The 24,077-nt window shown below is 39.9% G+C and carries 28 protein-coding genes; 12 read left to right on the top strand and 16 right to left on the bottom strand.

Translation table 11 applies throughout. The features are described 5' to 3' along the window. Nucleotide 1: 1 nt before the first annotated feature. Together EHQ62_RS14790 and EHQ62_RS14785 are read right to left on the bottom strand one after the other, a co-directional pair. Nucleotides 2–820 (bottom strand): DUF1295 domain-containing protein, encoded by an 819-nt coding sequence (locus tag EHQ62_RS14790; protein ID WP_135644195.1) that lies wholly within the window; start codon nt 818–820, stop codon nt 2–4. 34 nt (nt 821–854) lie between these two features. Continuing rightward, nucleotides 855–1,664: an SDR family NAD(P)-dependent oxidoreductase gene (locus EHQ62_RS14785; protein WP_135644193.1), complete on the bottom strand. Its 810-nt coding sequence runs from the start codon at nt 1,662–1,664 to the stop codon at nt 855–857. Between the two features lie 92 nt (nt 1,665–1,756). Here EHQ62_RS14785 and EHQ62_RS14780 point away from each other — a divergent pair, with 92 nt between their 5' ends. Beyond that, entirely contained in the window at nt 1,757–2,779 is a 1,023-nt protein-coding gene (locus EHQ62_RS14780; protein ID WP_135644191.1) for a zinc-dependent alcohol dehydrogenase family protein, read from the top strand. Nucleotides 2,780–2,822: 43 nt separating this feature from the next. On the opposite strand, the gene EHQ62_RS14775 is transcribed toward EHQ62_RS14780, so the two are convergent. The 3 genes from EHQ62_RS14775 to EHQ62_RS14765 are packed head-to-tail and all read right to left on the bottom strand — an operon-like array spanning nt 2,823 to nt 4,401. Further along, a complete protein-coding gene (locus tag EHQ62_RS14775; protein ID WP_135644189.1) occupies nt 2,823–3,485 on the bottom strand; it encodes a YdcF family protein in 663 nt (220 codons plus the stop codon). Nucleotides 3,486–3,537: 52 nt separating this feature from the next. Further along, nucleotides 3,538–3,762 carry a TIGR02450 family Trp-rich protein gene (locus EHQ62_RS14770; protein ID WP_135644187.1) on the bottom strand — a complete coding sequence of 75 codons (225 nt, stop codon included), beginning with the start codon at nt 3,760–3,762 and terminating at the stop codon, nt 3,538–3,540. Between the two features lie 45 nt (nt 3,763–3,807). Further along, nucleotides 3,808–4,401, bottom strand: a complete 594-nt coding sequence (locus tag EHQ62_RS14765; protein WP_135644184.1) for a GNAT family N-acetyltransferase — start codon at nt 4,399–4,401, stop codon at nt 3,808–3,810. Nucleotides 4,402–4,791: 390 nt separating this feature from the next. On the opposite strand from EHQ62_RS14765, the gene EHQ62_RS14760 reads away from it, so the two are divergent. After that, nucleotides 4,792–6,561: an alginate export family protein gene (locus EHQ62_RS14760; protein ID WP_135644181.1), complete on the top strand. Its 1,770-nt coding sequence runs from the start codon at nt 4,792–4,794 to the stop codon at nt 6,559–6,561. Between the two features lie 758 nt (nt 6,562–7,319). On the opposite strand, the gene EHQ62_RS14755 is transcribed toward EHQ62_RS14760, so the two are convergent. Both EHQ62_RS14755 and EHQ62_RS14750 read right to left on the bottom strand, forming a co-directional pair. Next, a complete protein-coding gene (locus EHQ62_RS14755) occupies nt 7,320–8,132 on the bottom strand; it encodes a ZIP family metal transporter (protein ID WP_135644178.1) in 813 nt (270 codons plus the stop codon). Further along, the gene (locus tag EHQ62_RS14750) at nt 8,133–8,717 is read right to left on the bottom strand and encodes a DUF6935 domain-containing protein (RefSeq protein WP_135644175.1); all 585 of its coding nucleotides are present in this window, start codon (nt 8,715–8,717) and stop codon (nt 8,133–8,135) included. Between the two features lie 90 nt (nt 8,718–8,807). On the opposite strand from EHQ62_RS14750, the gene EHQ62_RS14745 reads away from it, so the two are divergent. After that, a complete protein-coding gene (locus EHQ62_RS14745; protein WP_135644172.1) occupies nt 8,808–9,200 on the top strand; it encodes an LA_2478/LA_2722/LA_4182 family protein in 393 nt (130 codons plus the stop codon). Nucleotides 9,201–9,369: 169 nt separating this feature from the next. Here the strand turns inward: EHQ62_RS14745 and EHQ62_RS14740 are convergent, their stop codons facing one another. Further along, nucleotides 9,370–10,338: an amino acid--tRNA ligase-related protein gene (locus EHQ62_RS14740; protein WP_135644169.1), complete on the bottom strand. Its 969-nt coding sequence runs from the start codon at nt 10,336–10,338 to the stop codon at nt 9,370–9,372. A gap of 12 nt (nt 10,339–10,350) precedes the next feature. Here EHQ62_RS14740 and EHQ62_RS14735 point away from each other — a divergent pair, with 12 nt between their 5' ends. Next, nucleotides 10,351–10,710: a hypothetical protein gene (locus EHQ62_RS14735; protein ID WP_135644167.1), complete on the top strand. Its 360-nt coding sequence runs from the start codon at nt 10,351–10,353 to the stop codon at nt 10,708–10,710. On the opposite strand, the gene EHQ62_RS14730 is transcribed toward EHQ62_RS14735, so the two are convergent. Continuing rightward, nucleotides 10,679–11,095, bottom strand: a complete 417-nt coding sequence (locus tag EHQ62_RS14730) for a DUF4279 domain-containing protein (protein WP_135644164.1) — start codon at nt 11,093–11,095, stop codon at nt 10,679–10,681. The two genes, EHQ62_RS14735 and EHQ62_RS14730, sit on opposite strands and share 32 nt — an antisense overlap. Before the next feature lie 58 nt (nt 11,096–11,153). Here EHQ62_RS14730 and EHQ62_RS14725 point away from each other — a divergent pair, with 58 nt between their 5' ends. The 5 genes from EHQ62_RS14725 to cutA are packed head-to-tail and all read left to right on the top strand — an operon-like array spanning nt 11,154 to nt 13,138. Further along, nucleotides 11,154–11,879 carry a response regulator transcription factor gene (locus EHQ62_RS14725; protein WP_012476707.1) on the top strand — a complete coding sequence of 242 codons (726 nt, stop codon included), beginning with the start codon at nt 11,154–11,156 and terminating at the stop codon, nt 11,877–11,879. An 8-nt stretch (nt 11,880–11,887) separates the two neighbouring features. Continuing rightward, the gene (locus tag EHQ62_RS14720; protein ID WP_135644160.1) at nt 11,888–12,172 is read left to right on the top strand and encodes a DUF883 family protein; all 285 of its coding nucleotides are present in this window, start codon (nt 11,888–11,890) and stop codon (nt 12,170–12,172) included. Beyond that, complete coding sequence (locus EHQ62_RS14715) at nt 12,173–12,505, top strand: LBF_4227 family protein (RefSeq protein ID WP_135644157.1); 333 nt, start codon at nt 12,173–12,175, stop codon at nt 12,503–12,505. A 7-nt stretch (nt 12,506–12,512) separates the two neighbouring features. After that, nucleotides 12,513–12,758, top strand: coding sequence for a hypothetical protein (locus tag EHQ62_RS14710; RefSeq protein ID WP_135644155.1), 246 nt, complete (start codon nt 12,513–12,515; stop codon nt 12,756–12,758). Between the two features lie 50 nt (nt 12,759–12,808). Continuing rightward, a complete protein-coding gene (gene cutA, locus EHQ62_RS14705) occupies nt 12,809–13,138 on the top strand; it encodes a divalent-cation tolerance protein CutA (RefSeq protein ID WP_135644153.1) in 330 nt (109 codons plus the stop codon). 210 nt (nt 13,139–13,348) lie between these two features. On the opposite strand, the gene pnuC is transcribed toward cutA, so the two are convergent. The 7 genes from pnuC to queA form a co-directional block, all read right to left on the bottom strand. After that, nucleotides 13,349–14,011, bottom strand: coding sequence for a nicotinamide riboside transporter PnuC (pnuC, locus tag EHQ62_RS14700; protein ID WP_135644150.1), 663 nt, complete (start codon nt 14,009–14,011; stop codon nt 13,349–13,351). A gap of 123 nt (nt 14,012–14,134) precedes the next feature. Next, nucleotides 14,135–14,815 carry a class I SAM-dependent methyltransferase gene (locus tag EHQ62_RS14695; RefSeq protein WP_135644147.1) on the bottom strand — a complete coding sequence of 227 codons (681 nt, stop codon included), beginning with the start codon at nt 14,813–14,815 and terminating at the stop codon, nt 14,135–14,137. Continuing rightward, nucleotides 14,815–16,035, bottom strand: coding sequence for a hypothetical protein (locus EHQ62_RS14690; RefSeq protein WP_244241796.1), 1,221 nt, complete (start codon nt 16,033–16,035; stop codon nt 14,815–14,817). The genes EHQ62_RS14695 and EHQ62_RS14690 overlap by 1 nt, the downstream gene beginning before the upstream one ends. A 54-nt stretch (nt 16,036–16,089) precedes the next feature. Further along, entirely contained in the window at nt 16,090–18,345 is a 2,256-nt protein-coding gene (locus EHQ62_RS14685; protein ID WP_135644144.1) for an aconitate hydratase, read from the bottom strand. A 109-nt stretch (nt 18,346–18,454) separates the two neighbouring features. Beyond that, nucleotides 18,455–18,985 carry a FlgO family outer membrane protein gene (locus EHQ62_RS14680; protein WP_135635619.1) on the bottom strand — a complete coding sequence of 177 codons (531 nt, stop codon included), beginning with the start codon at nt 18,983–18,985 and terminating at the stop codon, nt 18,455–18,457. Beyond that, complete coding sequence (locus EHQ62_RS14675; RefSeq protein WP_244241794.1) at nt 18,945–19,898, bottom strand: hypothetical protein; 954 nt, start codon at nt 19,896–19,898, stop codon at nt 18,945–18,947. The genes EHQ62_RS14680 and EHQ62_RS14675 overlap by 41 nt, the downstream gene beginning before the upstream one ends. Before the next feature lie 121 nt (nt 19,899–20,019). Beyond that, nucleotides 20,020–21,060 carry a tRNA preQ1(34) S-adenosylmethionine ribosyltransferase-isomerase QueA gene (gene queA, locus EHQ62_RS14670; RefSeq protein WP_135644138.1) on the bottom strand — a complete coding sequence of 347 codons (1,041 nt, stop codon included), beginning with the start codon at nt 21,058–21,060 and terminating at the stop codon, nt 20,020–20,022. A 63-nt stretch (nt 21,061–21,123) separates the two neighbouring features. On the opposite strand from queA, the gene EHQ62_RS14665 reads away from it, so the two are divergent. Genes EHQ62_RS14665 through EHQ62_RS14655 form a run of 3 tightly spaced genes read left to right on the top strand, consistent with a single transcriptional unit; the run spans nt 21,124 to nt 24,066 of the window. Then, nucleotides 21,124–22,410 carry a glycosyltransferase family 87 protein gene (locus tag EHQ62_RS14665; RefSeq protein WP_135644135.1) on the top strand — a complete coding sequence of 429 codons (1,287 nt, stop codon included), beginning with the start codon at nt 21,124–21,126 and terminating at the stop codon, nt 22,408–22,410. Then, entirely contained in the window at nt 22,388–23,482 is a 1,095-nt protein-coding gene (locus tag EHQ62_RS14660; RefSeq protein ID WP_208720706.1) for a glycosyltransferase family 4 protein, read from the top strand. Before EHQ62_RS14665 ends, EHQ62_RS14660 begins: the two co-directional genes overlap by 23 nt. After that, complete coding sequence (locus EHQ62_RS14655) at nt 23,479–24,066, top strand: LIMLP_18675 family protein (RefSeq protein WP_135644132.1); 588 nt, start codon at nt 23,479–23,481, stop codon at nt 24,064–24,066. The genes EHQ62_RS14660 and EHQ62_RS14655 overlap by 4 nt, the downstream gene beginning before the upstream one ends. The last annotated feature ends 11 nt before the right edge of the window (nt 24,067–24,077 follow it).

The raw sequence follows: 24,077 nt of genomic DNA, 5'->3' as shown, positions 1-24,077 counted from the left end.
TTTAATGTTTTGGAAACCAAGGGAAAAATGCATTTGTGGTGCGCATGTATTCACGGAACAAATCGCCTTTTGACTGGAGTGAATACCTTTCAGCAAAAGGGACACCGGATACAAATCGTAACAACACAAACATAAAAACAGGGGTGAAAAGAGAACCAACGGCTTCTGGTGCAGAAAGAATGGGAATCACCCCGATTCCAAGCCAAATCACCCATTCAAAAAAGTAATTGGGATGCCTTGTGTACTTCCATAGCCCAACATTACACACCTTTCCTTTGTTTGTCGGGACGGATAAAAAATTGTGTAAATCCCGATCAGCTATGGCTTCACCCACAACTCCGAGCACAAATAAGGCCCAACCAATCCAAACCATAAGGGTTCCATTGGGGCCAAAGAGTCCTACATTCGGAAACAAATTCCAATGGGAAGCGAAGTAAAATGGGAATGATAAGAGTAATGCAAGTGCCCCTTGTAATAGGAAAACATTGGTGAACATTTTGGAGTGCACCTTGTCACCGTAGTCTTTGCGAAATCCAGCATAACGTTTGTCTTCTGGGTGATTGGTGCGAATGCGAGTCCAGTAAAGAAATCCTGACAATCGGATTGCCCAAACCCAAACTGGGATGAGGACTGCTAATTTTGCATAGATATTCCCTTTTCCAAAATAGGAAAGGACTGTGGCAATGCCCGCAATCACAAGCCCCCAACCCACATCAATCACGGCATAGTTGTCTCGGGATTTTCCCCAAAACCACATCAGGGTCATAAAACAAAAAGTAAAAATAACAGCCGTTAGATACGAAATCAAAACATTGTCCAAGTGGGTTTTTCCTCTACCTTGGTTTAGACGGGGTTCAATGTGTTTTGAAGTCGTTGTAGAGTTTTTTATAAAGAATTTTTTCTAAAAACTTGGGAGAGAAAAATCGCATCCACTCCAAAAACTTTCCACTCAAATTAAAGGTCACAAGCCTTGCCTCTTTGTCTTTTGCCACTGCCATTAACACTTGCGCCACTTCCTTAGCCGACTTACGTTTGCCTTTGGCAGGAGCCTCAGAGAGAACCTTTCCATCCGCAGTCAGACCCGAAGTGCGTAAAGCTGTATCAGTATAAGGGACACAGACAAGTGATACCCCAATCCCTGCTTCTAAACTTTCGATTCGAAGTGACTCCAACGCGGCATGAAGGGCTGACTTAGAAGCAGAATACGCAGCTCGCCCAGGCACACCATAGAGTGCAGAAACGGTCGATGTGGTCACGATATTCCCTTTGGCCGTTGCAACGAGAGGCAAGAGACCTTTGATGAATTGGATGGGGCCAAAAAAATTGGTAGCAAAGGTCTTTTGGTACACTTCCATCGTCAGGGAATCGAACCTGCCGTGAGCTGTGATGCCTGCATTATTGAAGAGCACATCCACTCGGTCCACACGTTTCCTTGTCCATTCAATCGCATCCTGGACAGAACTTGGATCGGAAAGGTCACAAGTGACTCGGTGGAGCACACAGTTTTTGTGTTTTGCTTCTGGCTCTGTGATATCACCCGCCCTTCGTGCCAATAGGACCAATTGGCATGGGTAAACGGCTAACTCCTCAAGTAATGCTTTCCCAATCCCACTCGAAGCACCAGTGATCACTACGACACTATCGTTCCAAAATTCTTTTTTCATACTACCCTTTCCAATAGATTCCCACTCGACAAAGGAATCTGAAGGCAAAGGATCTGACGAGTGAATTTTCTAACAAGGTGGACTGGGGAGCTATGAAGAACAAAGTATGGGAAATCCAAGGGAATTTTGGAATCCAAAACCTAAAAGAAGCGGAACGTGATGAATCGGAATCACTTGCACCAAAGGAAGTTCTTGTTCGCCTAACAGCGACTTCACTTAACTATCGGGATTATTTAATGGTAATTGGAACCTACAACCCAAGGCAAAAACTCCCCCTTGTTCCATGTTCCGATGGTGCCGGAGTTGTGGAAGCAGTAGGATCGGAAGTTACTCTTTGGAAAAAAGGAGACCGAGTCCTTCCGATTTTCGCGCAAAAGTGGTTGGATGGAGCACCCAATATGGACAACCTTCGTTCCACTCTTGGTGGACCAAATGACGGTTGTTTGGCGCAATACGGAAAATTTTCCGAAGAAGGACTTGTTGCCACCCCAAGCCACCTAACAGACAAAGAGGCAGCCACATTGGGTTGTGCTGGCCTCACCGCCTACAATGCCGTTGTGAATTTTGGTGGGATCGAACCTGGAAGTGATGTTCTTTGCCTTGGTACCGGTGGTGTTTCTTTATTTGCCTTACAATTTGCGAAAATGATGGGAGCTCGTGTCATCATCAGTTCTTCGAGCGATGAAAAACTGGCACGTGCCAAAACCTTAGGTGCCGACGAAACCATCAATTATACAACTAAATCCAATTGGGAACGAGACGTCAGAAAACATACGAAAATGGCGGGAGCCGATCTCATCATTGAAGTGGGTGGTGCTGGGACCATGCAAAAGTCTATGATGAGTGTGAAACCTTACGGGACCATTGCACTGATTGGTGTGCTTGCCGGTGGTGAATCCAGTTTATCACTTTACCCAATCCTAATGCAAGGTGTCAAAGTGCAAGGGGTCATAGTGGGGAGCCGTGCCGACTTTCAAAAAATGAACCGTGCCATTGAACAAAACAAAATGAAACCAGTTGTGGACAAAGTGTTCGGTTGGAAGGAAGTACCAGAAGCCTTAGATTATTTACAAACAGGGAAACATTTTGGGAAAGTGGTGGTGAGTTGGGAATGAGTTTGGAATCCAACTAAAAGATTCTAAACGGATCTTAGATGGATCAACTCATCTTTGAGGTTACCAAATGCAAATGGTAACCTTTCGAAATTAAAAAATGATAGGCGAAATAAATTCCTTCTGGGATGAACGTTTCGTTTTGAAATCCCAATTTTGGATAGGCAATGATACGATCTAGATCACCAACGATTTCGTTGATGATCATAAATAGGTTTATTTTAGAATGTGGTGCATCGAGCAAACTGTAGTCAGGTGATCCAATTTGGAAGATAGGTCCAGGCCATTGTTTTTCCAATGCCAATTTGATACGTAGGGTCATCGATGGTTTTTGGAGTGCGATGATGGTATCGAAATGTAAACCCATATTAGAAATTAATTTTTTTGTGAATTGGATATTTTCGCCCGTATGAGTCGAATGGGGTTCAATGATGACACTCTCTTTGGGTATCCCTAATTCAATTGCATGTTTCGCAAATGATTCTGCTTCTGAGTTTGGGAAAACATGTTTTGTAAAAAAATTGAGTCCACCAGAAAACAATACAAACTTTGTATGATTTTTATGGTACAATGAAACCGCATGTTCTGCCACTCGTAAATCGTGGCTACAAAGAACAAAAATTAAATCTGCTTTGCCAAGTCTGTCTTTTACACTTAGAAAATCCCAAATCTCTAAAGCATAACGGAAATCTTCATCAGGAATTTTCAATTTTTAGTTCCTTTATAAGCGATTCTGAGGGCAAATGCCCTACTCTTCATCACTACTTCCAACCTGGTAACCATTGGGTATTATCTTTCAAATTTTCCCAAGGGATCATTTTTGACTTTTTAGTGAGGATGGCTTCGATTGTCACTTGATCAAGCTTATCCGTTGACCCTTGCTGCCAATGGACTTTGGTCACGATAAAATGTTTTTCTCTTTCCAAAACCTTTACCGAGGTCCATTTTGAGAGTAATAGTTTTTTCGGATTGATTTTATTTTGCAAAGTAGAGTCTAACGCACGCTATATGATTATTGTTGGGATAAAATCCTAAAGATTTTGGTATTCTGATTTTAGAATTGCCATTGGAATTGTGGACCAGAATGCCCCTTTGAATTTTGTATTTTCTCTTAGTAATCCTTCATTTTTGAAACCAGCTTTTTTGTAACAGTCAATTGCAGCCTCATTAAAATCGTAAACATTCAATGTAACTCGATTGAGATTTAATTGTAAAAATGTTATCTCTAATAAATTTGTTATTATTTGTCGACCGATACCTTTGCCCCTGAAGTTTTCGTTTCCAACCAAAATGCGAGAGATATGAGCAGATTCGTTTGATTGATCGATGGTTAATTGGCAGTGACCAATGAGATCTGAATTTTCTGAATCGATCACTGAAAAAATTTTTAATCTTTCCGGATGAGTGGAAGCGTATTCTAAATCGTTTTTTAATTGGTCCTTTAGAGAGTCCATTTTATATAAAGGTCCTGCCCAAATGAGTAAAAATTCTTCATTTTTTGACCAAGAATAAATTTGTTCTATATCCACTTCGGAAAAGTTTCTTAATTTGATCTTCATATTAGATTCAATTTTTAACGTTTGCCTGGCAGGTTGGACAACCACAAAAGTCCGTCGACGAGCCATAGGGAACTAGTGGTTCGTTTGCCTAAACAAACAAGCAAAAAACGCCGATATGGCCCCTTCCAAGTTAGAACCGTAACTTATGGTAAGTGCTGCTACGACGTCAATTCTTATAAAAGATTTCAGAATTTACCAAACAGGGAATGATATTCAACCAGTCCTATGCTGAAAGTATACACATATTTTAGAAATTAAGAACATTCAGATGATCAAATACACGAAATGCATTTTGATTTTGAAGCAACTTGATTTGATTTTTTAGGATTAAAGTACAAATTGTCCAAGATTTCATTGGTTCTAAACTTTTTTAGATTTTTTTACTAAAAACTGTACGATTCTTGCATTCGTTTTTGGCATAGGAGAAGACCGTATTTGGTCTTTCAAAAATTGAAAATGCAAAGATCCATGATTTTATTTTTGTTTTCGTTACTTGTATCGGTTGTGAATGTTTTAGTGGCACAGCAAACACCACAAGAACCCCAAGGCCCAAACCTTAACCCGAATCCAACAGGAGCTCCCCAAACCACCACCACTTCCGTACAATCTGCCACAGATCTGAAACAAACCCCACCAATTCCCACTTGGTCGGATGGATTCAGCGCAGGTGCACTTGTTCGTATACGACCTGAGATGAAATACAATTTTGATTTCAATCGGAATACCAATGACAATGTGGATTTCACTGGCCAAAAGATTCAATTTTGGATCCAAAAGGAATTCACAAAAGATGTAATTGCAAAAATTACCTTCCAAGACAGTAGGCTTTGGGGTGCGGAAAAAGGATCATTGACTGGTTTGTCGACTGCCAACGATGGGACCAGGCAAAGCACAGATGTTCGAGAAGCTTATGTGGAAGTGAAAAACAATTTCAATCTTCCCTTCCACTTCCAAGTGGGAAGACAAATTTTGCGGTATGGTGACGAACGTTTGGTAGGTTCACTTGATTGGACGAATGTGGGAAGGAGTTATGATGGGTTACGTTTAAAATGGGAGGATAAATATTTTTCATCTCATATCTTTGTCACTTCGGTGAGCGAGCGCCATTCTGATATCGCAGGCAACACAACCAATTTTGGAGTCAAAAACCAATACAATACCTATCTCGATTGCCCTTATAATGGAACGAAAGTTTGTACAACTAAAATCGATGCCCAAAGACAAGAGTTAGGTGACTCTTATTTTTCCGGATTTTATAATACTCTAAAACCATCGGACTACTTGCATATTGATTTGTATTACCTTGGCTTGCAAAAAGAATACCTGAGAACAAACCAGTCTCTTGTCCTCACCACTGGAGAAGTGGGAAACCCAAACACAAGAGCTGGCAGATGGGACGTGCTTCATACCTATGGGATTCGCCTCACAAACAAAACACAAGCAAACAAAAAAGCATTACAAGCGATCGACTATTCCTTTGAATATGCAGTACAAACAGGAACAACAGGTAGGAATGTTACACCCAAGTGGGATACGTTTCAAACGAATGTGAGTTTGGTTGACCCTCTTACCAATTCGAATTACCAACAAAACCTATACCGAGAAAAAGAACGTTACAAAACATATGCTTTCGGTTCTGACATAGGTTATACGATCGCAAAATTCCGCATGGGAGCTGCATATGATGTGGGGAGTGGAGATCCAAACCGTACAGATGGATCAGTTGCATCCTTTCAAAACCTATTCCACACCAACCATTTATTTTATGGAATGGCCGACCAAGTCAGTTGGGTGAACATGAAATCAAAATCGGTAAATCTAAGTTATACGACTGAATCCTACGGATCATTTCGTATTGACTATTTTGCCATCGAAAAACACAAATTGCAAGACAGTTGGTATGACATTGCTGGCGTTGCGAAATCAGGTGCGAGTACTGAATCCATTTCCAATAACCAATATAACACAAGCCAAGTCCTAACAGAAAATGGAGCTGGCAACAATCGACCAGTCTCCCTACTCGGTCGCTCCCTCTTCCGTGAAGTGGATGTAAAATACAACATCCCCTATAAAAATATTTTGTTTGAAGCTGGGTATAGTATGATCTTTGCGGGTGATGCCATCCAAAACAAAGTGAATGACCGAACCGTCAATGCGAATGTGTATACCAACCAATTTGGGAAAAACGCACAGTTTGCGTATCTTATGATGACTGCACAATTTTAGGAATAAATTGTCTGAAGGTTTCTCGACAGGCTCCTCCCTTGTTTTGATGAGAATTGAGACAAGGGGGAAAGATCACATAGTGATTTAAAAATATTGTCCTTATTTTGGCGCCTCGGATTTGTTAGTTGAGCACGATTCTATCCAAGAACGACCGCGCGATCCGCTTCAATCTTTTCTAGCGGAGAAGATTTTCCTCTGCTAATTCTTTTCAAAAACGTTGAGAATTAAGATTCAAAACAAATGTTTTGAATCAATCATATCCCAAACAAAATGCAATAAAACTTTATAAATAATTTCTCTCCTTCAGATTGAATCATAATTTTATGCTCAATATATTGGTTAAAGAAAAAAACTATTTTACCTATTCAACGTGAGACTTCATTTTTATTTCAAAGTGATTCCTAATCAAAAGGTAAACCTACCTCTGCTACGTCTGAATTTCTCAAAGATTCACTGCGAGCGATGTTTTAATCATAAATGAAAATATAAACGAGTGAATTTTCATAAAAAAACTTATTCCCATTTTTATCTTTAGTATAAGCATATTTGGGAACTGATCGCTTCTTAATCTTGATAACAGCAATGAAAGTGAATCCCTTGTTTGCGCAGTAATATGACCTTTTTGAGAATAAATTTTTTAGATTTTTGTAAATTTGTTCACAAAACAAAGAATATGTGGTAGATGGAGCCATTGGGTGGCGGGTGGAATACCCCACCCAGTCCAGATAGGGCGGGGATTTCTACGTACCAATCCACTTTCACCCAAGCCCCACATCAAGTGCCATCATGAGCACAAATCCAAACATTGCCCCGAGGGTTGACATTTCCGTTTCCTTCCCTGTATGGGATTCGGGGATGAGCTCTTCCACCACCACAAAGATCATCGCTCCTGCCGCAAACGAAAGTGCAAATGGGAGGATACTTTCTACATAAAACACAAGGGCCGCTCCGAGAAGTCCACCAATGGGTTCGACAAATCCTGACAATTGCCCATACCAAAAACTTTTTTTAGCACTATAACCTTCGCGTAATAATGGGATAGATACAGCAGCCCCTTCAGGGATATTTTGGATCCCAATCCCAAAGGCAACTACGATCGCCGCCATCAATGCATCGTAGGTAAATCCATCACCTAAGGCACCAAAGGCGACTCCAACCGCCAGCCCTTCAGGGAGATTATGCAAAGTAATGGCAAGGATGAGTAACAAACTCCTTTGGAACGAAGACTTCCCCCCTTCCAATCGGTTCTCTTCCAAACCAACATGTAAATGAGGCAGGAGTTTGTGGAGGGCATACAAACTTAGCCCTCCCGATAGAAAACCAAAACTCACATGGAACCAAGCAAGTTGGCCTGCGTTTTCCGAAAGTTCAATGGAAGGCAGTAAGAGTGACCAAAAACTGGCTGCGATCATAATGCCCGAAGCAAACCCAAGCATCGCATTAAAAACTGGTCGTGGCACGGTCCGAAAGAAAAAAACAAACCCTGCGCCAAAGGCAGTACAAAACCAAGTAAACCCAGTGGCAAGGAGGGCCAAAACCACAGGGTGGAGGGAGAGGAGTCCGTCAAACATTTATTTGGCGGGCATCATCCCAACAAATAGAGAACTCATCTCTTTGGAACGCCAAAGCCCATCGACATCTTTTTCCACACTGACAGGTCGGTAACTAGAAGCACCCTTTGTGGCAACAAAGAGTTTGATTTTTCCAGTTGCTTCATCCCCAGAATAGGGATTGGTGTAGGTTTCTACTGTCAGTGGAAGTGTCGGCGAATATCCGTTAGATGGCTCTGCCCCTTTCCAATACCCATTTGGTAACATTTTATATTTGTCAAGTTGGCCGAGTAAGTAGGAATCACTCCCTCCTAAATCCACGCCATCTACTGCTGAGGGTTTATTAGACTTTTGTCTATTTTTAGAAAGGATGGATAGTACAATTGCTTTCCGTCCCAATTCTGGGTTTTTTCCATACATCGACATCGCAAGAACGAGCATCGCAGCTGCACCTTCTGGTGAGGTGGCAGTGGCCGCTTGGATGGTTTTGAATTCTTCAATGCTTGTAGGTTCCGATGAAAAACTGACAGGTTTTCGTTCTGTCAAATTTTGCGCCACAAGGGAGACAGAGAATGAGACAAGGAGTAAGGATACGATTCGTTTCATGGGCGAAAATCTTACCGTGTTTGTTCACTGATGCAATCTTTTTTCTAAATTTTTTCTTTACCAAAGAGAACTTCGGACTACCGTTTTCGTATGAAAAAAATTTTTACTTTGGGTTTAATCCTTTTTCCACTTCTTATCACCTCACAAACATTAAAGGATGCAAAAGAATTCCAAGCCCTTTCCAAAAAAATGTGCGCGAAATCTTCGGAATGTATGAAAGAGAAACTAAAAGACCTTCCTCCGGAACAAAGGAAAATGGTCGAGTCTCAATTTGTAAATGGGAATGTCTGTGAATCTCGTTACAAACATTACGTTGTCGATGGCCAAAAACCAAGTAATGACAAACCAACCAAAAAACTCACCAAACAAGACATCGAAGACATGAAACAATGTGCCAAAGAAATGGCCGCTTTTTCTTGCGCTGATTTAGAAGATGGGAAAGTTCCATCTGCTTGTGAAAAATTCCAGTCAGACGAAGATTAATGCCTAACACAGAAATCGATTGCCAACGGATGTCCATTCCAATGACAATCGGTTTCCAATTGTTAACGATTTCTAGATTTCCCTCACAAATTGGTTCAATTTTGTGTTCCTCACCACTTTATAAAGACCCAATCATTGAAATGGTATGTGACCATTCTATAAAACATTTTCATTCCATCCAATAAGGGCTCACTTCTTTCAAACTTTTTCCCCCTAATAGTTTCAAAGCCAATCGGTCCACTCCAATAGAGATCCCTGAACAATTTGGGAACCCATCTCCTAAAGCAGTGAGAAAATCTTCGTCAATAGAAAATATTTCTTTCCCCAATTTGGCACGTAACTCTTGTTCGTCTAAAAATCGTTTGCGTTGTTCCTTTGGGTCATTCAATTCATAAAAGGCATTGGCAAGTTCCAATCCATCCCAATATATTTCAAATCGTTTGGCAACCCCTGCCTCAATCCGAGATAGGGCAGCACATTCTGGTGGGTAATCATATAAAAACACAATCCCATCACCTAATTTTGGTTCGATGCAATTTAGGAATACCAAAAAGAACAAATCTTCATACTGCCATGCTTCCAGTTCTTCTTTTGGAGTGGCTGTTAATTTTTGTTTGGTGATGGACTGGATCAAATTTTCCCTTTCAAACCCATGCCCAAGGTGGATGAGGAATACTTCCACCACTCTGAAATGGCGTATCCAACCTGGTTTCGACAATTGGTTGTGGAGTTTGGGTTCACCAACGGTAAAGATGAGTTCCCTTAAAAACTTTTCGATAAAATGACGTAGCACCACATCATCCATCCCTTCCGCATAGAGTTCTAACATCAGAAACTCTTTGGTATGATACGAACTGCCCACTTCTCCTGACCGGTAGGTATGGGCGAGTTCAAAGATCCGAGAGAGCCCTTTTGCCATCATTTGTTTTAAGCTGTATTCAGGTGAGGTGATGAGGTAACCTTTTTCTCTACCAGAAGGAGAACGCACCTCAAAAGGATCCAAGTATGGTTCCATCCCAACGATGGGTTTCAGTGTCGGTGTATCCACTTCCATAAATTCATTCCGAATCAAAATCTCTCTGATTGTTTGTAAAAGTTTGGAACGAAAAATGAGTGTATCTTTTGGTAAAACCTGCAAAACTAACCTCCGATGGCAAAAAAAACAAAGTATTTATCTGTTAGGGAAATCCAAAATGCCTATGAAATTGTCATCTCATCCAAAGAAGTCCATGCAGAATTGGAAGATGAATTGGATTCGGTGATGCATATGTTATTTTTCCAAACAAGATCCCATATCCAAATGGACCTATCCAACTTGCCCTACCTACCGCTCACCCTTCTCACCAAACTATTGAATATGGCAAGGGACCTTCGTTTGAAAAAACGTGTCCTCGTTCTCAATGGCCTCACCCTTGCGAGCCACCACTACCTCAAACGATTTGGGCTAACCAAACTCGTTTTCCCAAGTGAAGCCATCCTTAGGGAGTCTCATCGAGATCCCAAGGGATAATCTCCAACTGCACTCCCATTTCACCTAACAATAGCATCGTTCGTCTGTCGAGAGTGACCCCTTTTGTGAATTCAGAAGCAAATTCAACAGAGACGTAAATCGCCGAATCGTAGTTTTCTGTAAATTCTTTCAGTTCTTTGCGAACGGGAGCAAGCGCTTTCAAAATGTCCCAGATGTGGTCTTGGGCTGGAAACTCTGGTCCTAACTTAGAATTGAGCTGCCAATGACTCGGAATTGTCATATTTTCGATGTCTTTCACATCCCCACCGTGGTAATAGTCAGGTGTTAGGCCTAATTTTTCCGTCACTTCCAAAGGGCGTAGCCTAGTCCCAGTGATGGCAAACATTGCCCACGATTTTAGTTCTCTTTGTGTTCCCAATTCCATTTTTTACTTTTTTTTTCTACTACAAGAACCAAATTGAGAAAGAACTCAAGGGAAAAACATGAAAAATATTTTGGTAATTGAGGACGATCCGGACATCGGGAACCTAATCCGGAAATCTCTCGATTCAGCTCACTACACCACCTCCGTTTTTGAAAATGGCGAAGATGGATTGAAATTTTATAAATCCAATCACCCTGATTTGGTGATTCTTGACCTCTCACTTCCAGACATTGATGGTATGGAAATTTGCCGTAGCATCCGAAAATCGGACGAAAGTACTCCCATTTTTATTCTTTCTGCAAGGACAGAAGAAATTGATCGCATCATGGGACTCGAGTTAGGTGCGGATGACTACATCACCAAACCTTTTTCCGTACGTGAACTCAAAACCAGAGTGGATGTATTCTTTCGTCGTTGGGATAAAAAAATTGGAATCAAACCCAATGTGGGACAAGCAGGGGAAATCATCCGTGGTGCCTTAAAAATTGATTCCATTCGTCGCCGTGTTACGCTTAACGAAAACATCATCAACATCTCGCGAAAAGAATTCGACATTTTACAACTGCTCGCTGGTTCTCCAGGGAAAGTTTTTTCTCGTGAAATGATTTTGGAATCGGTTTGGGGAGTGGAATGGGATGGCTTTGAAAGGATGATCGACAGCCATATTAAACGAATCCGTTCCAAACTGGAAAAAAATTCCGCACAACCAGAATGGATTGAAACCATTTGGGGAATTGGATACCGTTTCACTGACAATTTTGAAAACATTGTCGTGCCAGACTAACAGACGTTATGGAAGAAGTGAAAAAAGAAAAGTCCCTCATCGACGAAATTAAGTTGTATGAGAAAAAAGCCAAGGAAATTGAACAAAGAGCCAAGGAGAAGTATATGGAACAAGTAAGTGACATCAAACAAAAGTTAGGGAAAGCAAGTGAAGAAGCTTCGATCCGTGCCAGAGAAGTGATCGATAATGTGGGAACTTATGTAAAAGAACACCCACAAAAAGCAGCTGTGATTGGATTTGGTGTCGGACTTGGACTTGGTTTAGCCCTCGGTTGGTTTTTTAAGAAGAAATAATTGGACGAAAGACACTCTAAACACCGCAAAAAAGGTGGTTTAAAAGCCACCTTCGAAGAATTCATCGCCAAACTTGTGTCTTATGCAGAAGTAATGGTGATTTACCTGCAAAAGAACATCCAATTTTATGTACAAAAATTTGTTAGGAAATCAGTTTGGGTTTTCACGGCTCTCACACTAATTTTCCTCGGACTTATGTACACTTCGTACGGCATTTTTTTAAGTATCCAAAAATTTATCTCTGCTGGAGATCCCATCCTTGCCAGTTTCGGAACTGGAATCGGATTTTTACTTTTTGCCATTCTCTTTTTATCCTTTGTATTTCGTAAGTAACTAACGTATGGTGTTCAATCCCTTCCAAGACCACAACCGTTACCTCGACAAGGACCCAAAGGACATGACCTTGTCCGAATTACGGATGTTACTCAAAATCAAACGAATGGATTTACAACTCGGTTGGAATGAATTAGAAGGCAAAATCAAATTTTGGCAGCGGGTGGCACGTTCCCTTCGTGAATCAGGCATTTTAGACAAAGCCAAAGAAGGAATCCAAAGTTATTTGCAAAAGGATCCACCAAAAGGATAAGGAATCCTTTCTACCATGCCGATCCTAGTAAAAACAATACGGGGAAGAAGATGGCATCGGAAGAAATTTTAGTATTTACCACAATTGGCGACCGCGACATGGCGGAAGAACATATCTCTGAAATGTTAGAACAAGGCATCATCGTATCAGGCACGATCTTTCCTGAAGTGGAACTGGTTTACTTATGGGAAGGCAAAATCACGGTTGATACCGAAAACAAAATCCTCCTCAAAGCAAGGGCCGACAAATACGAAGCCATCGAAGCCTATATCATGAAACACCACCCATACATTGCTCCTGAGATCATTCGGATGGATGTGAGTTTTGGTAGCCCCGCCTACAAAGCGTTTGTTGCTGACAAAATCAAAAAAAATTCGTGAGTAAACAGGTTAGTAATGATTTTCATAATATTTCATTCGCCTGTAATCACCAAATTGTTTTAAAACCTGTTAGCTTCATTCTGGAAATCACAGAATCCTTTGTTATCAGATATACACCAAAGTATACAATGGGTATCGGTTTTACTTTTAAGCCAAACTGTACTTACGACCGGAAAATCGTAAGGCCAAAGGATAAATACGCATCCTGTTTTATGTTTTCCGATTCTCATCGTATTCTTTATACCAATGCCAAGAGCCATAAAATGCGATGAGAAGGAAAACCACATATTCGATCGTCACAAACGGGATTCCTTTTAAGTAATAGAGAACAATACAAACTAGATCCACAAAAACCCACAAAAACCAAGATTCTAATTTCCTTTGAGCCAGTAACAAATTGGCAAAAATACTTGCCACTGTCGTGAATGCATCCCAATACAAAAAGTCAGGAGGTTTTACAAATAAACTAGGAAACCATCCTGGTAGGTGTTTTGTGAACTGGCCAAGGCCAAAAGTTCCAAAAACAAGTAAGGCCACGAGGATCAGATTTTTTTCTTTGCCAAGGGAAACAATTTTGGTAAAGGAACCAGTTCGTTTTTTCCAGATGATCCAACCATAAATACTCGATCCAAAAAAATAGACCTGCAACAGCATATCAGAATAGAGTTGGATTTGGAAAAATAAAAAGAAAAAACAAATGGAGTTAAAAATTCCAATGGGCCAAGTTACGATATGATTCCTTGCGGCCAAATACACACAGACAAGACCAGATGTGGTTCCTAAAAATTCAAGGTACGATAAAGGATACCCATACAACTCAAAGATTGTGTACTCTAAGGAAACGTATTGTTTCAAAAAAAGGAATTCTGGCATCAATTTCTAGTCTCTAAGGTGAGTTCATTTTCAATCATTTGCAAATCAAAGGAAATGGCCTTGAACTTAACTGCGAATTTTTTTAATTTTGTCAATGGAAAGAACATTTCTGATCTTGGCCTATCAATCGATTCGAAAAAAATCTTCTTTAAAACCTTTTTCCCCAAGCCATTTACTCTGCAAAAGATTATAACCTACAATTTCAAAGTCCCTCGCAATCCACTTCCGATACTTTTTTTTGGTTCTAGAAAATGCATATGGATCTACAAAAGACATTTCCTGTTTCATGACCGCATAATCTTCATTTGTTGGCACAGTGAAATACAAATAATTACAATACTTGGCCATTTTTTCTAATACGGAAGGGATTTGGTTTTCTGGCAAATATTGGATGACCGAATTACAAATCCCAAGTTCCACGGGTTCCTTTTCTAATTTTGGTAAAACCAATGTTTCGAGTGATTCGTGGTAAATGTGAAATTTATCGGATCGTTTGACCCAATCCTTTTTTTTTAATTCTTCAAATGCTTCTTTGGATGCATCCACAGCAAACACTTTGACAGGCGAAAAGGCCTTTACCATTTCACGAAGTAAAATCCCCTTTCCAAACCCAAAGTCTGCGATTTTGTAAACAGGGATTTCCATCAGTTGGAAAAGAGACTTTAGGTATTCGGCATGTTGCTTTGCATTATAGGATCCATCGACATCAAGTCCGTTCCCATAAATCTCTGACCAATATTCCGATCCAAACTCTTTGCCGTTTTTTCCGAGCCCCACTTGTTTTGGTTTCAAAAATCGTTTCATTAGAATTGAACTCCCAAACTTTGCAGTTCCCGAATCATCTCTTTTATGTACTTTGGATCCTTTGTTAACTGGTCTACTTCCTTTTGGTAGGCTTTTGTGACCATTTGGTTGTCTAACTTCACTCGTTTTAGATACACATCCAATGACTCTTTTGTGATTTTACTCGAAGGGAAATCTGCCATGAGTGGGTGCGAAAAAAATCTTTGTCTAATCGAATCTTCTAATTCTCGAATTTTAGATTTGATGATTCCAACAAAACGTTTGATCGAAGAATCATGGAACGAAACATTCGTTTGTTGGCTTGGAATGAGTTCATCTACTTGCAATTTAATTTCTAAAATTTCAGCAATATTCATATTATCTCTGGCACCAGAGAGTTTTGTCATCAGTTTGGCTTTTTTCTCGCGTAAGATTGGATCTTGTTCTTTGTCTGGATGGATGAGTTTGGCTAAATTTTTGAATAATGTATTGATATCCGTCCCCAACAACCGTTCTGCTTCTAATTGTTTTTTTTCCTTCTCCATTTGGGCTTTCGATTTTCTTTTATTGTTGGATCCCGATTGGGACTTTCTAAAATACTCAGACCGATACTCTTCATACTTTTCGCGAAAATCTCGGTATTTTTCTTCGTGAGACTCTCGTTCTTCGTCCGAATCAAATTGGGTTCGATTGAAATCATCCAAATCAATGTCCATACCAAACGTTTGTTTGATGCGAGATTCCATTTGGTTTTTATACCGAATTCTTTCCATTTTTTCAAATTTGGTTTCTAATTGGTCACGAAATGGGTTATAAAATTCAGGGTCTTCTGTCAAATTATCGTTACAAATATCCAATAAATACCTTCGCAGAAACTCTCTTTGCATTTTACCAAAAGATAATTTTTCTTCCAGTAGTATGGAACACATGAGTTCAAATCTTTCCCGCTCTAATTGTTTTTGTTTGTTTAATTCGGGTAAAACAACATTCAGATAGGTTTCATTCACCAGTTGGAATAAAGGTTCAATTTCTTTGGAACGGTCGAGAGTTTCTTTGTGTTTACGCAAAGCATCATTGAATTCTTTTTGTGCTTTGGTTTGGTTGGAAGATTCTCCAGACCATACAAGTTCTTCTTCTTGGGAAGTTTTTTCCACTGAGGATTTCTTTTGTTTAGGATTTCCTTTTTTCGGATGGGTTTCTGGATTTGAAGATGGATTTGTTTTAGGTTTTGGACTTGGCATGAAAAGGAGTGACTTGCCAGAAAATTTCTGGCAAGTGTTTCATCGAATTTTTAGTTACGCTTTCATCAAGTTCAAGGCAGCACCTGCTTTGAACCATTCGATTTGTTGCGCATTATAAGTATGGTTCACTTGGATCTCGTCTTTTTTCCCATCTTTGTGGTTGAGAACGAGTGTAAGTGCCTTACCTTCTTGAAAACTAGTTAAACCATTGATGTCGATTGAATCGTCTTCTTGGATTTTATCGTAGTCTTCTTTATTGGCAAATGTTAACGCTAACATCCCTTGTTTTTTCAAGTTTGTTTCGTGGATACGAGCAAACGATTTTACAAGGACTGCCCGCACTCCCAAGTGCCGTGGTTCCATGGCTGCGTGTTCTCTCGAAGAACCTTCCCCATAGTTTTCATCACCGACCACAATGGATCCAATGCCTTGTGCTTTGTAAGCCCTTTGGGTTTGCGGAACAGGTTCATAATTCCCAGTGATTTGGTTTTTCACTTCATTGGTTTTGCCGTTGAAGAAATTGGTCGCACCAATGAGAAGGTTATTGGAAATATTATCCAAGTGGCCACGGAATTTTAACCATGGACCTGCCATGGAAATATGGTCGGTTGTACATTTTCCTTTTGCTTTGATGAGGAGTTTCAAACCTTTGAGGTCTGTTCCTTCCCAAGCTTTGAATGGTGCAAGGAGTTGGAGCCTTGTGGAACTTGGATCCACAATCACTTGGACACCAGATCCATCCGCGGCCGGTGCCACATAGCCAGCATCTTCAACAGCAAACCCTTTCTTTGGAAGTTCTTCTCCCGTAGGTGGGTCGAGTTTTACCTTTTCCCCTTTTTCGTTGGTGAGGGTATCTGTAAGTGGATTGAAACCCAAATCACCGGCAATCGCAAGTGCTGTTGTGATTTCAGGTGATGCTACAAAGGCATAGGTATTTGGGTTACCGTCTTGTCGCGCTTGGAAGTTACGATTGAAGGAGTGAACAATTGTGTTTTTTTCCTTTTTCTCAGCACCCACACGTGACCACATCCCAATACAAGGCCCACACGCATTCGAAAATACTTTGGCACCAATTTGGTTGAAGGTATCAATGAAACCGTCTCTTTGGATGGTGTATCGAACAAGCTCCGAACCAGGAGTGATGGTAAATTCTGCTTTGGTTTTGAGGCCTTTGGATGCCACTTGTTTGGCAAGGGATGCTGCACGAGAGATGTCTTCATAGGAAGAGTTCGTACAAGATCCGATGAGTCCCACTTCTACTTTGAGAGGCCAACCATTCTTCGCTGCTTCTTCTTTCATTTTAGAAATCGGAGTGGCAAGGTCTGGTGTAAACGGTCCATTGACATATGGTTCGAGAGTGTCGAGATCAATTTCGATCACTTGGTCAAAGTATTTCGCTGGGTCGGCATACACTTCCGGGTCAGCGGTTAAGTGAGCTTTGTATTTGTTCGCAAGGTCAGCCACATCACTTCTGTTAGTGGATCTTAAGTAACGTTCCATGGAAGCATCATAACCAAATGTAGATGTAGTAGCACCAATTTCGGCACCCATGTTACAGATTGTACCTTTTCCCGTACAAGAAAGCGCTTCAGCACCTGGTCCAAAGTATTCTACAATCGCACCCGTTCCACCTTTCACAGTGAGGATTCCAGCTACTTTTAGAATCACGTCTTTTGCGGATGTCCAACCATTCAGTTTTCCTGTGAGTTTGACACCGATGGCTTTTGGCCATTTGAGTTCCCATGGGAGACCCGCCATCACATCACAAGCGTCAGCTCCACCCACACCGATGGCAACCATTCCAAGTCCACCAGCATTCACTGTATGGGAATCGGTTCCAATCATCATCCCACCAGGGAATGCATAGTTTTCCAAAACAACTTGGTGGATGATACCAGCACCTGGTTTCCAGAATCCAATTCCATATTTATTGGAAACGGAGGATAAAAAATCATAAACTTCTTTGTTTTCAGTGACCGCAATGCCAAGGTCTTTTCCTGATTCTTCTTTGGCTGTGATCAAGTGGTCACAGTGAACGGTGGAAGGCACTGCCACTTTTTTTCTGCCGGCTTGCATGAACTGCAAAAGGGCCATCTGAGCTGTTGCATCTTGCATCGCCACTCGGTCTGGTGCAAAGTCAACATAATCAGCACCACGTCCAAAACTTTTGGATGGATTTCCGTCCCAAAGGTGGTTGTATAAAATCTTTTCTGTGAGAGTGAGGGGTCGACCCACAATCTTTTTGGCTTGTGCGATGGCCGCTTCCATTTTGGAATAACGAGCCGCAATCATTTCTATATCAAATGCCATCTGAACCTCTTATACCTATCAGACCGTAGGAAAAAAGGGAATCAATCGAAAATTAAACTACAAAAGCTAAAATCAGTAAAATTGGTTCTTTTGGCGAAGTGAATTGGGATTATCCGTCAATGCGGACATACACTTCATCGGCTTTTAAGATAAGTCCTGTTTTGATTTCGATGAGTCTCGTATTGACAAAAACACCATCTTGGTAAGGAGTTACAATCCCTGTGATGATGACATCTAATTTCAAAACCTCACCTATTTTCCGCAAGGTGGCAGTGTCCGTTGGTGAATCCAAACTGAGTCCCGCTTCTTTTAAGACCTTTTGGTTGGCCAACCGATCGAGCACAAGGTAACGATCCTTTTTGACAAGTTCGGTTGTGAGTTTTTCGGCAAGGATTTCACCGTAGGGACTTTTTTTACCCTCATTGTCTAAAAAAGTGAGCACTACCAATCTCTCTGGATGGAAATACAAACCCCTTTCCGACAAGGAAACTGCTAATTGTTCTAATGGAGGTGTAGGAGGTTTTTTGGGTTTGGACTCACGTTCCTCTCCCAAGTAACATGCGCTAAATAAAGCAAAGATCAAAAAGAAACTTAATAATTTAAAATGCAAGTTCCATCCCAAGTGATGTAACATATTCATAAAACGATTTTCCATTAAATGTATTCCCTACCATATAACCACCTGGTACCCCATAAAGCACACCGTCTTTATAAAATTGGTTCTGGAAATTAAGAAAAAAAGTCGTTTTTTGATTCCCTGAATGTTTCCCACGAAAGGAAGCCGAAAATGTTTCTGGAGACCTTCCATTTTGGTCTCTTACCCGTAGTAAAGGATCGTTAAAAACATTAAAAATCTGATTTCCGACATATAAAGAATAATTCTTAGATGAGCCTAAATAAAAGATAAATCCAAGGGATGCAATGTCTTGTGTGGGCACAAAGCCAACCTGGCCATTGGAAGCACTTGGCCTTTGGTTCACGTAATTGTATTTTACATTGAGTTGGATTTTATCACTTCCGAAAAAAAAAGAAAATTTGCCACCTTCAGCTCCGTAAGAAGAAACTGGATTTTCAGTTTTTACGTTATATACTGAAGTTTGAACGTTTAAAAAGGAAGTTGCTGAAAAGTTTCCTTGGTATTCGTAAAGTTGCTTTGGATCATATAACGTACGTTTATTGGACTCTAGCTGCCGGAATATCATGGTAGTGGATGGATGAGTGGATGTGGAAAGTAAAATTTGGGATAAAGCTGGTTCGCCACTTAGTTTCGCATCCAAAAAAGAATAAGTGGCAGGTGTTGAATCAAAATCAAGTCGAGTAGACGGATAAGAGTTAAAAAATCGTCTTAAGTTTTTTTTTTGTGTTTCTAGGCGGTTTCCGTTTAGTACAAGTGAAATCAACTTATCACTGTTATCTACTTCAAACTCGGATCTTCTCGTTTGGCCTTGGTTCCCATTCCAAAGATTGGACCGATTGGATGCATCCTTTTCGACAAACACCGGTTTTACGGGATTTTCCAATTTTTTGACTTGGTTTTCTTTTACTGGTGTCAAAACGACGACCCCAAGAAGACCCAATCCAGAAAAAAGCGAAATCAAAAGAGACGTTTGTGGGGAATGCATAAAGAAACTGTAGAAACATATTTCCTAATCCAAAAGGGATGTAAACCTATTTTTAAAATAGGAACATAGAGTCCCCATAAGAATAAAAACGAAACTTGTTCTGCAATGCATAACGATAAACATCCATCACAAGTCGACTATTGGCAAAGGCACTCACTAACAAAAGTAAGGTCGATTTGGGCAAATGAAAGTTTGTGATTAGTCCTTGTACGGATTCTATTTTGTCACCAGGCGACAAAAATATGTCAGTTTGACCCACGCCTACCTTATATTTCTGTTGTTGAGAATCAAAAACAGTTTCGAGGACCCGAAGTGTTGTCGTTCCGATCGCAATCACCCTCCGCCCTTCTCGTCTTGCTCCATCCAATCGACTTGCCGTGCCTTCTGTAATTTCATACCTCTCTTTGTGAAGGGTTTTGGTTTGCCATTGTTCGGCGGTTAAAGGACGGAATGTCCCATACCCAACTTGGAGTTCCACTGGCAAAAATTCGGCTCCAGTCTTTTCCAACTCAGCACGTAAGGATTCAGTAAAATGGAGACCGGCAGTGGGTGCGGCAACGGAACCAGATTTTTTGGCAAAAATGGTTTGGTAACGCACCTTGTCTTCTTCTGTCACATTCCGTTTGAGGTAGGGAGGAATCGGAATCGTTCCAAAAATTTCGAAGTCAGAATCAGTTACTGTTTTATCAGAAACTAAAATTGAGAGTTCTTCGTTTTTCCCTTCATAACGAAATGAGAATGTGGGGAATCCGACGGGAGCCAATACTTCACCTAATTTAAGTTTGGCTCTATTTTTCAGAATACAAGTCCAGATTCGTGAACCATCACCTTCTGCTTCTAAAAAAATTGATTCATGGATGCGGCCAGACTCCACTTGTAAATACACCCTTCTATACGAAACTTTTGTTTCGTTATAAACAAACACATCTCCAGGTCTCACCCACTCGCGGATGTCACGAAAAAAAGGAGCTTCCCAAAATTTCTCTGTTGTTTTGTCTACTAATACCAACCGAGATTCATCCCGGTTTTTTGCGGGGAAACGAGCAATTTGTTCTTCGGGCAAATGAAAATCAAATTCGTTTAAAAAATCCATGTTGGAATCACCTTAGGAAAACCTTGTCAATTAACCAGAAATATTGGGAATGGTAGGAGAACTATGTGGAAATTTTTTGAAACCATAGAAAGACAGTGGAAATGGATTCTCGGTGTTCTTTTTTTATTTTTATTGGTAAATTCCATCCAAAGGTCGGACCAAAAATCAGATTTTTTGGATTATTACCATGCAAGTGAACGATGGTCCACTGGTGAGAACTTATATCGTTTTGATGTTGCCGAAGAACTCCAAACCAAAATCAAAACAACAGAAGATTTGTTTCGCCCGGAAAATTTACCCCTTCTTGTTGCCCTACAAAATGAAACTGCAACTTACATTTACCCACCTCTTTTCTCTTTTCTTTTAATTCCCTTCACGTTATTGTCAGAATCAAATGCGGCCTTGGTATTCGAAATCATCAGTTGGATTTCATTAGTTTCGATTTTTTATCTCCTTTTCCAAAACAAAGAACTCAATTTAGAAACTTCAAAGTTCCCTTTATCAATTCTCTTATTAACTTTAATATTCAATTTTCGCTACATTGAAAGCCACATCCAAAACAACCAAGTAGGAATCCTACTGATACTACTTGTTCTAGCCTCCCTCTTGGTGAAGAGAGATTCTCTCAGTGGACTTTTACTTGCCCTTGCAGTGAGTATCAAAATCACCCCACTTGTTTTTCTTTTTGTGTTCCTTTACGAAAAAAAATTCAAACGAATCTTCTGGTTTATTTTAGGTTTAATCCTTTGGAACTCACTCCCGCTAATTTATAACTTTGATTATACGATCCGAATGTCTTATGAATGGGTGACTGAGATTTTGGGGAATGCATTAAACAATCCCTTACTACGATCCTGGAAAAATAACCAATCTTTACCTTCTACGTTAGCAAAGTATTTTGTTTCTGGTGCAGACTTCATTAACCAACCGACTTACCACTTACCATTTTTTGAATTGTCAATATTCACTTTAAAAACAATTCAATTGGTATTCATTTTCCTTTTTGGTTTTCCGCTATTACTGCTTTGGAGGATCAAAAATCAAAAATGGGCAATTGTATCATTATTGTTTTTAATTTCTGCACTCTTCAGTGGGATTAGTTGGATTCATAGTTTTATCATCTGTCTTGTTCCCACTTACTACATCCTAAACCAAGTTTTGGTTCGGAATCTAAACTCAAAATTTGTACTCATTTTGATATTAAGTTTACCACTTCTCACTCACAGGACATTTGTTGGGCAAAAACTCGAATCCTTACTTTCCATGCATTCGATTTTATTTTATACCACAAGTTTTTTGTACATTTATATTGTTAGGTTTGGCCTTTATGAAAACAAAAATCGGAATTGATGTAAGGCCACTTGCTTACGGCATCACAGGGAACTCACGTTATCTCGCGGAAGTCTTAAAGGTTTTATTGCCGAAACATAAAGAAAAAGAATTTTATTTTTTTAGTAATAAAGAGCTCCATCCTGTATTTAATGAAATATTGGCACCAAATGTGCGTCTGGTGATCGAAAAAAAACCAATCCCCGGACCAATTTATTTAAACTTCATCCTGCCAAAACGTTTGGAACAAAACGGAATCGAAGTATTTTGGGCAACCATCCAGATGTTACCTTTTTTCAAACTTCCGATACCCAGTTATGTAAACTATCATGACTTAAATTTCATCTCCGCCCCAGAGACCATGGCGAAATGGAACTATTGGCAACACAAACTCCTATCACCAATTACTTTAAAAAATGCAGATGCAATCTTTTGTTTGTCGAAAAATACTATGGAAGAAATTGTACAATTTCGACCAAAATTTAAAAACAAATGTTTGGTGGTCTACCCAGGTGTTTCCAAAACCAAAACTTACCCTTCGAAAAACCAAATCAAGTTTCCAAAAGATTTTTTTCTCACAGTTGGGACTTTAGAACCACGTAAAAATATCAATCGTTTGGTAGATGCATTTCTGAATTTCAAAACGGAAAACCCAAAAGACAAACATTCTCTTCTCATCATGGGTCGTAAAGGTTGGGGAGAAGAAGGTTCTCTTTTGTATGAAAAATTGCACGATCCAAAAATCAATTCCTTAGGAATTCAGTTCATCGAAAACCCAAACGAAAATACACTCGCATTGGCATTTCAAAGATGTAAGGCATTTTTTTTCCCCTCCTTGCATGAGGGATTTGGATTACCGTTACTCGAAGCTATGTTAGAAGGGAAACGTTGTGTTGCATCAAATATTCCTGTATTTAAGGAAATCCTTTCAGATAAATGTGATGTATACGTACCACCAAAAGATACGGAATTATGGACAGAGTCTTTTCAAAAAATGTCTGGACCACGAAAAGAGAGAATCCCAAGGTTTCCCGCAAAACTATGGACTTGGGAAGAAACAACAAAAAAAATTGAGGGAGTACTCTTCCAATGAAACCATTAAAAAACCTAATCTCAAAATGGAAAGAATCCAAATCCAAAAGAGAAACTGCATATTTTGGAACATCTCTATACGATGAACTTTTTTCGAATCCGTTGCCATCCATCTTACTTGTGCTAGGTGCATTTTGTTTCTTCTACTCTAGCTTACCTTACATCCATTACCTAGGACATTTTTTCTATTGGTTTGTGGGAGTTCTTGAGATCACAAAAGTGTTAAAAATTCCATTTCTCGACGAAGTGAGATACTATCACTACCTTTCTGTTTTTGTATATTTTTATATTTCCATTTCATTGTTAGTTGATTTGAGTAAACTCTTAAACCAGTGGAACAAACGAACTGTATTTGTAAAAGGTGAACTTTGGCAAATTCGAAACTTAGGACTTGGGAAAGAATTAAGTAAATTCAATCTTACTGAAGATGGTCTCGTTTTGACTTATGAACATGGTGGACTAAGCGATTATATCGGGTGCAATCGTCTGATTTGGAAAAAACAAGGAAAGGTTCTATTTAGTACTCCTTTTTTCTTCCCCTTTGGAAAAAACAAAACGATCGTGAATCAAATCTTAAAACGTTAACTAGGTTTTTT

The organism is Leptospira jelokensis (genome assembly GCF_004769635.1).
Classification (GTDB): domain Bacteria; phylum Spirochaetota; class Leptospiria; order Leptospirales; family Leptospiraceae; genus Leptospira_A; species Leptospira_A jelokensis.
The sequence above is the reverse complement of the archived record's forward strand: the minus strand, read 5'-3'. Positions and strand labels throughout refer to the sequence as shown.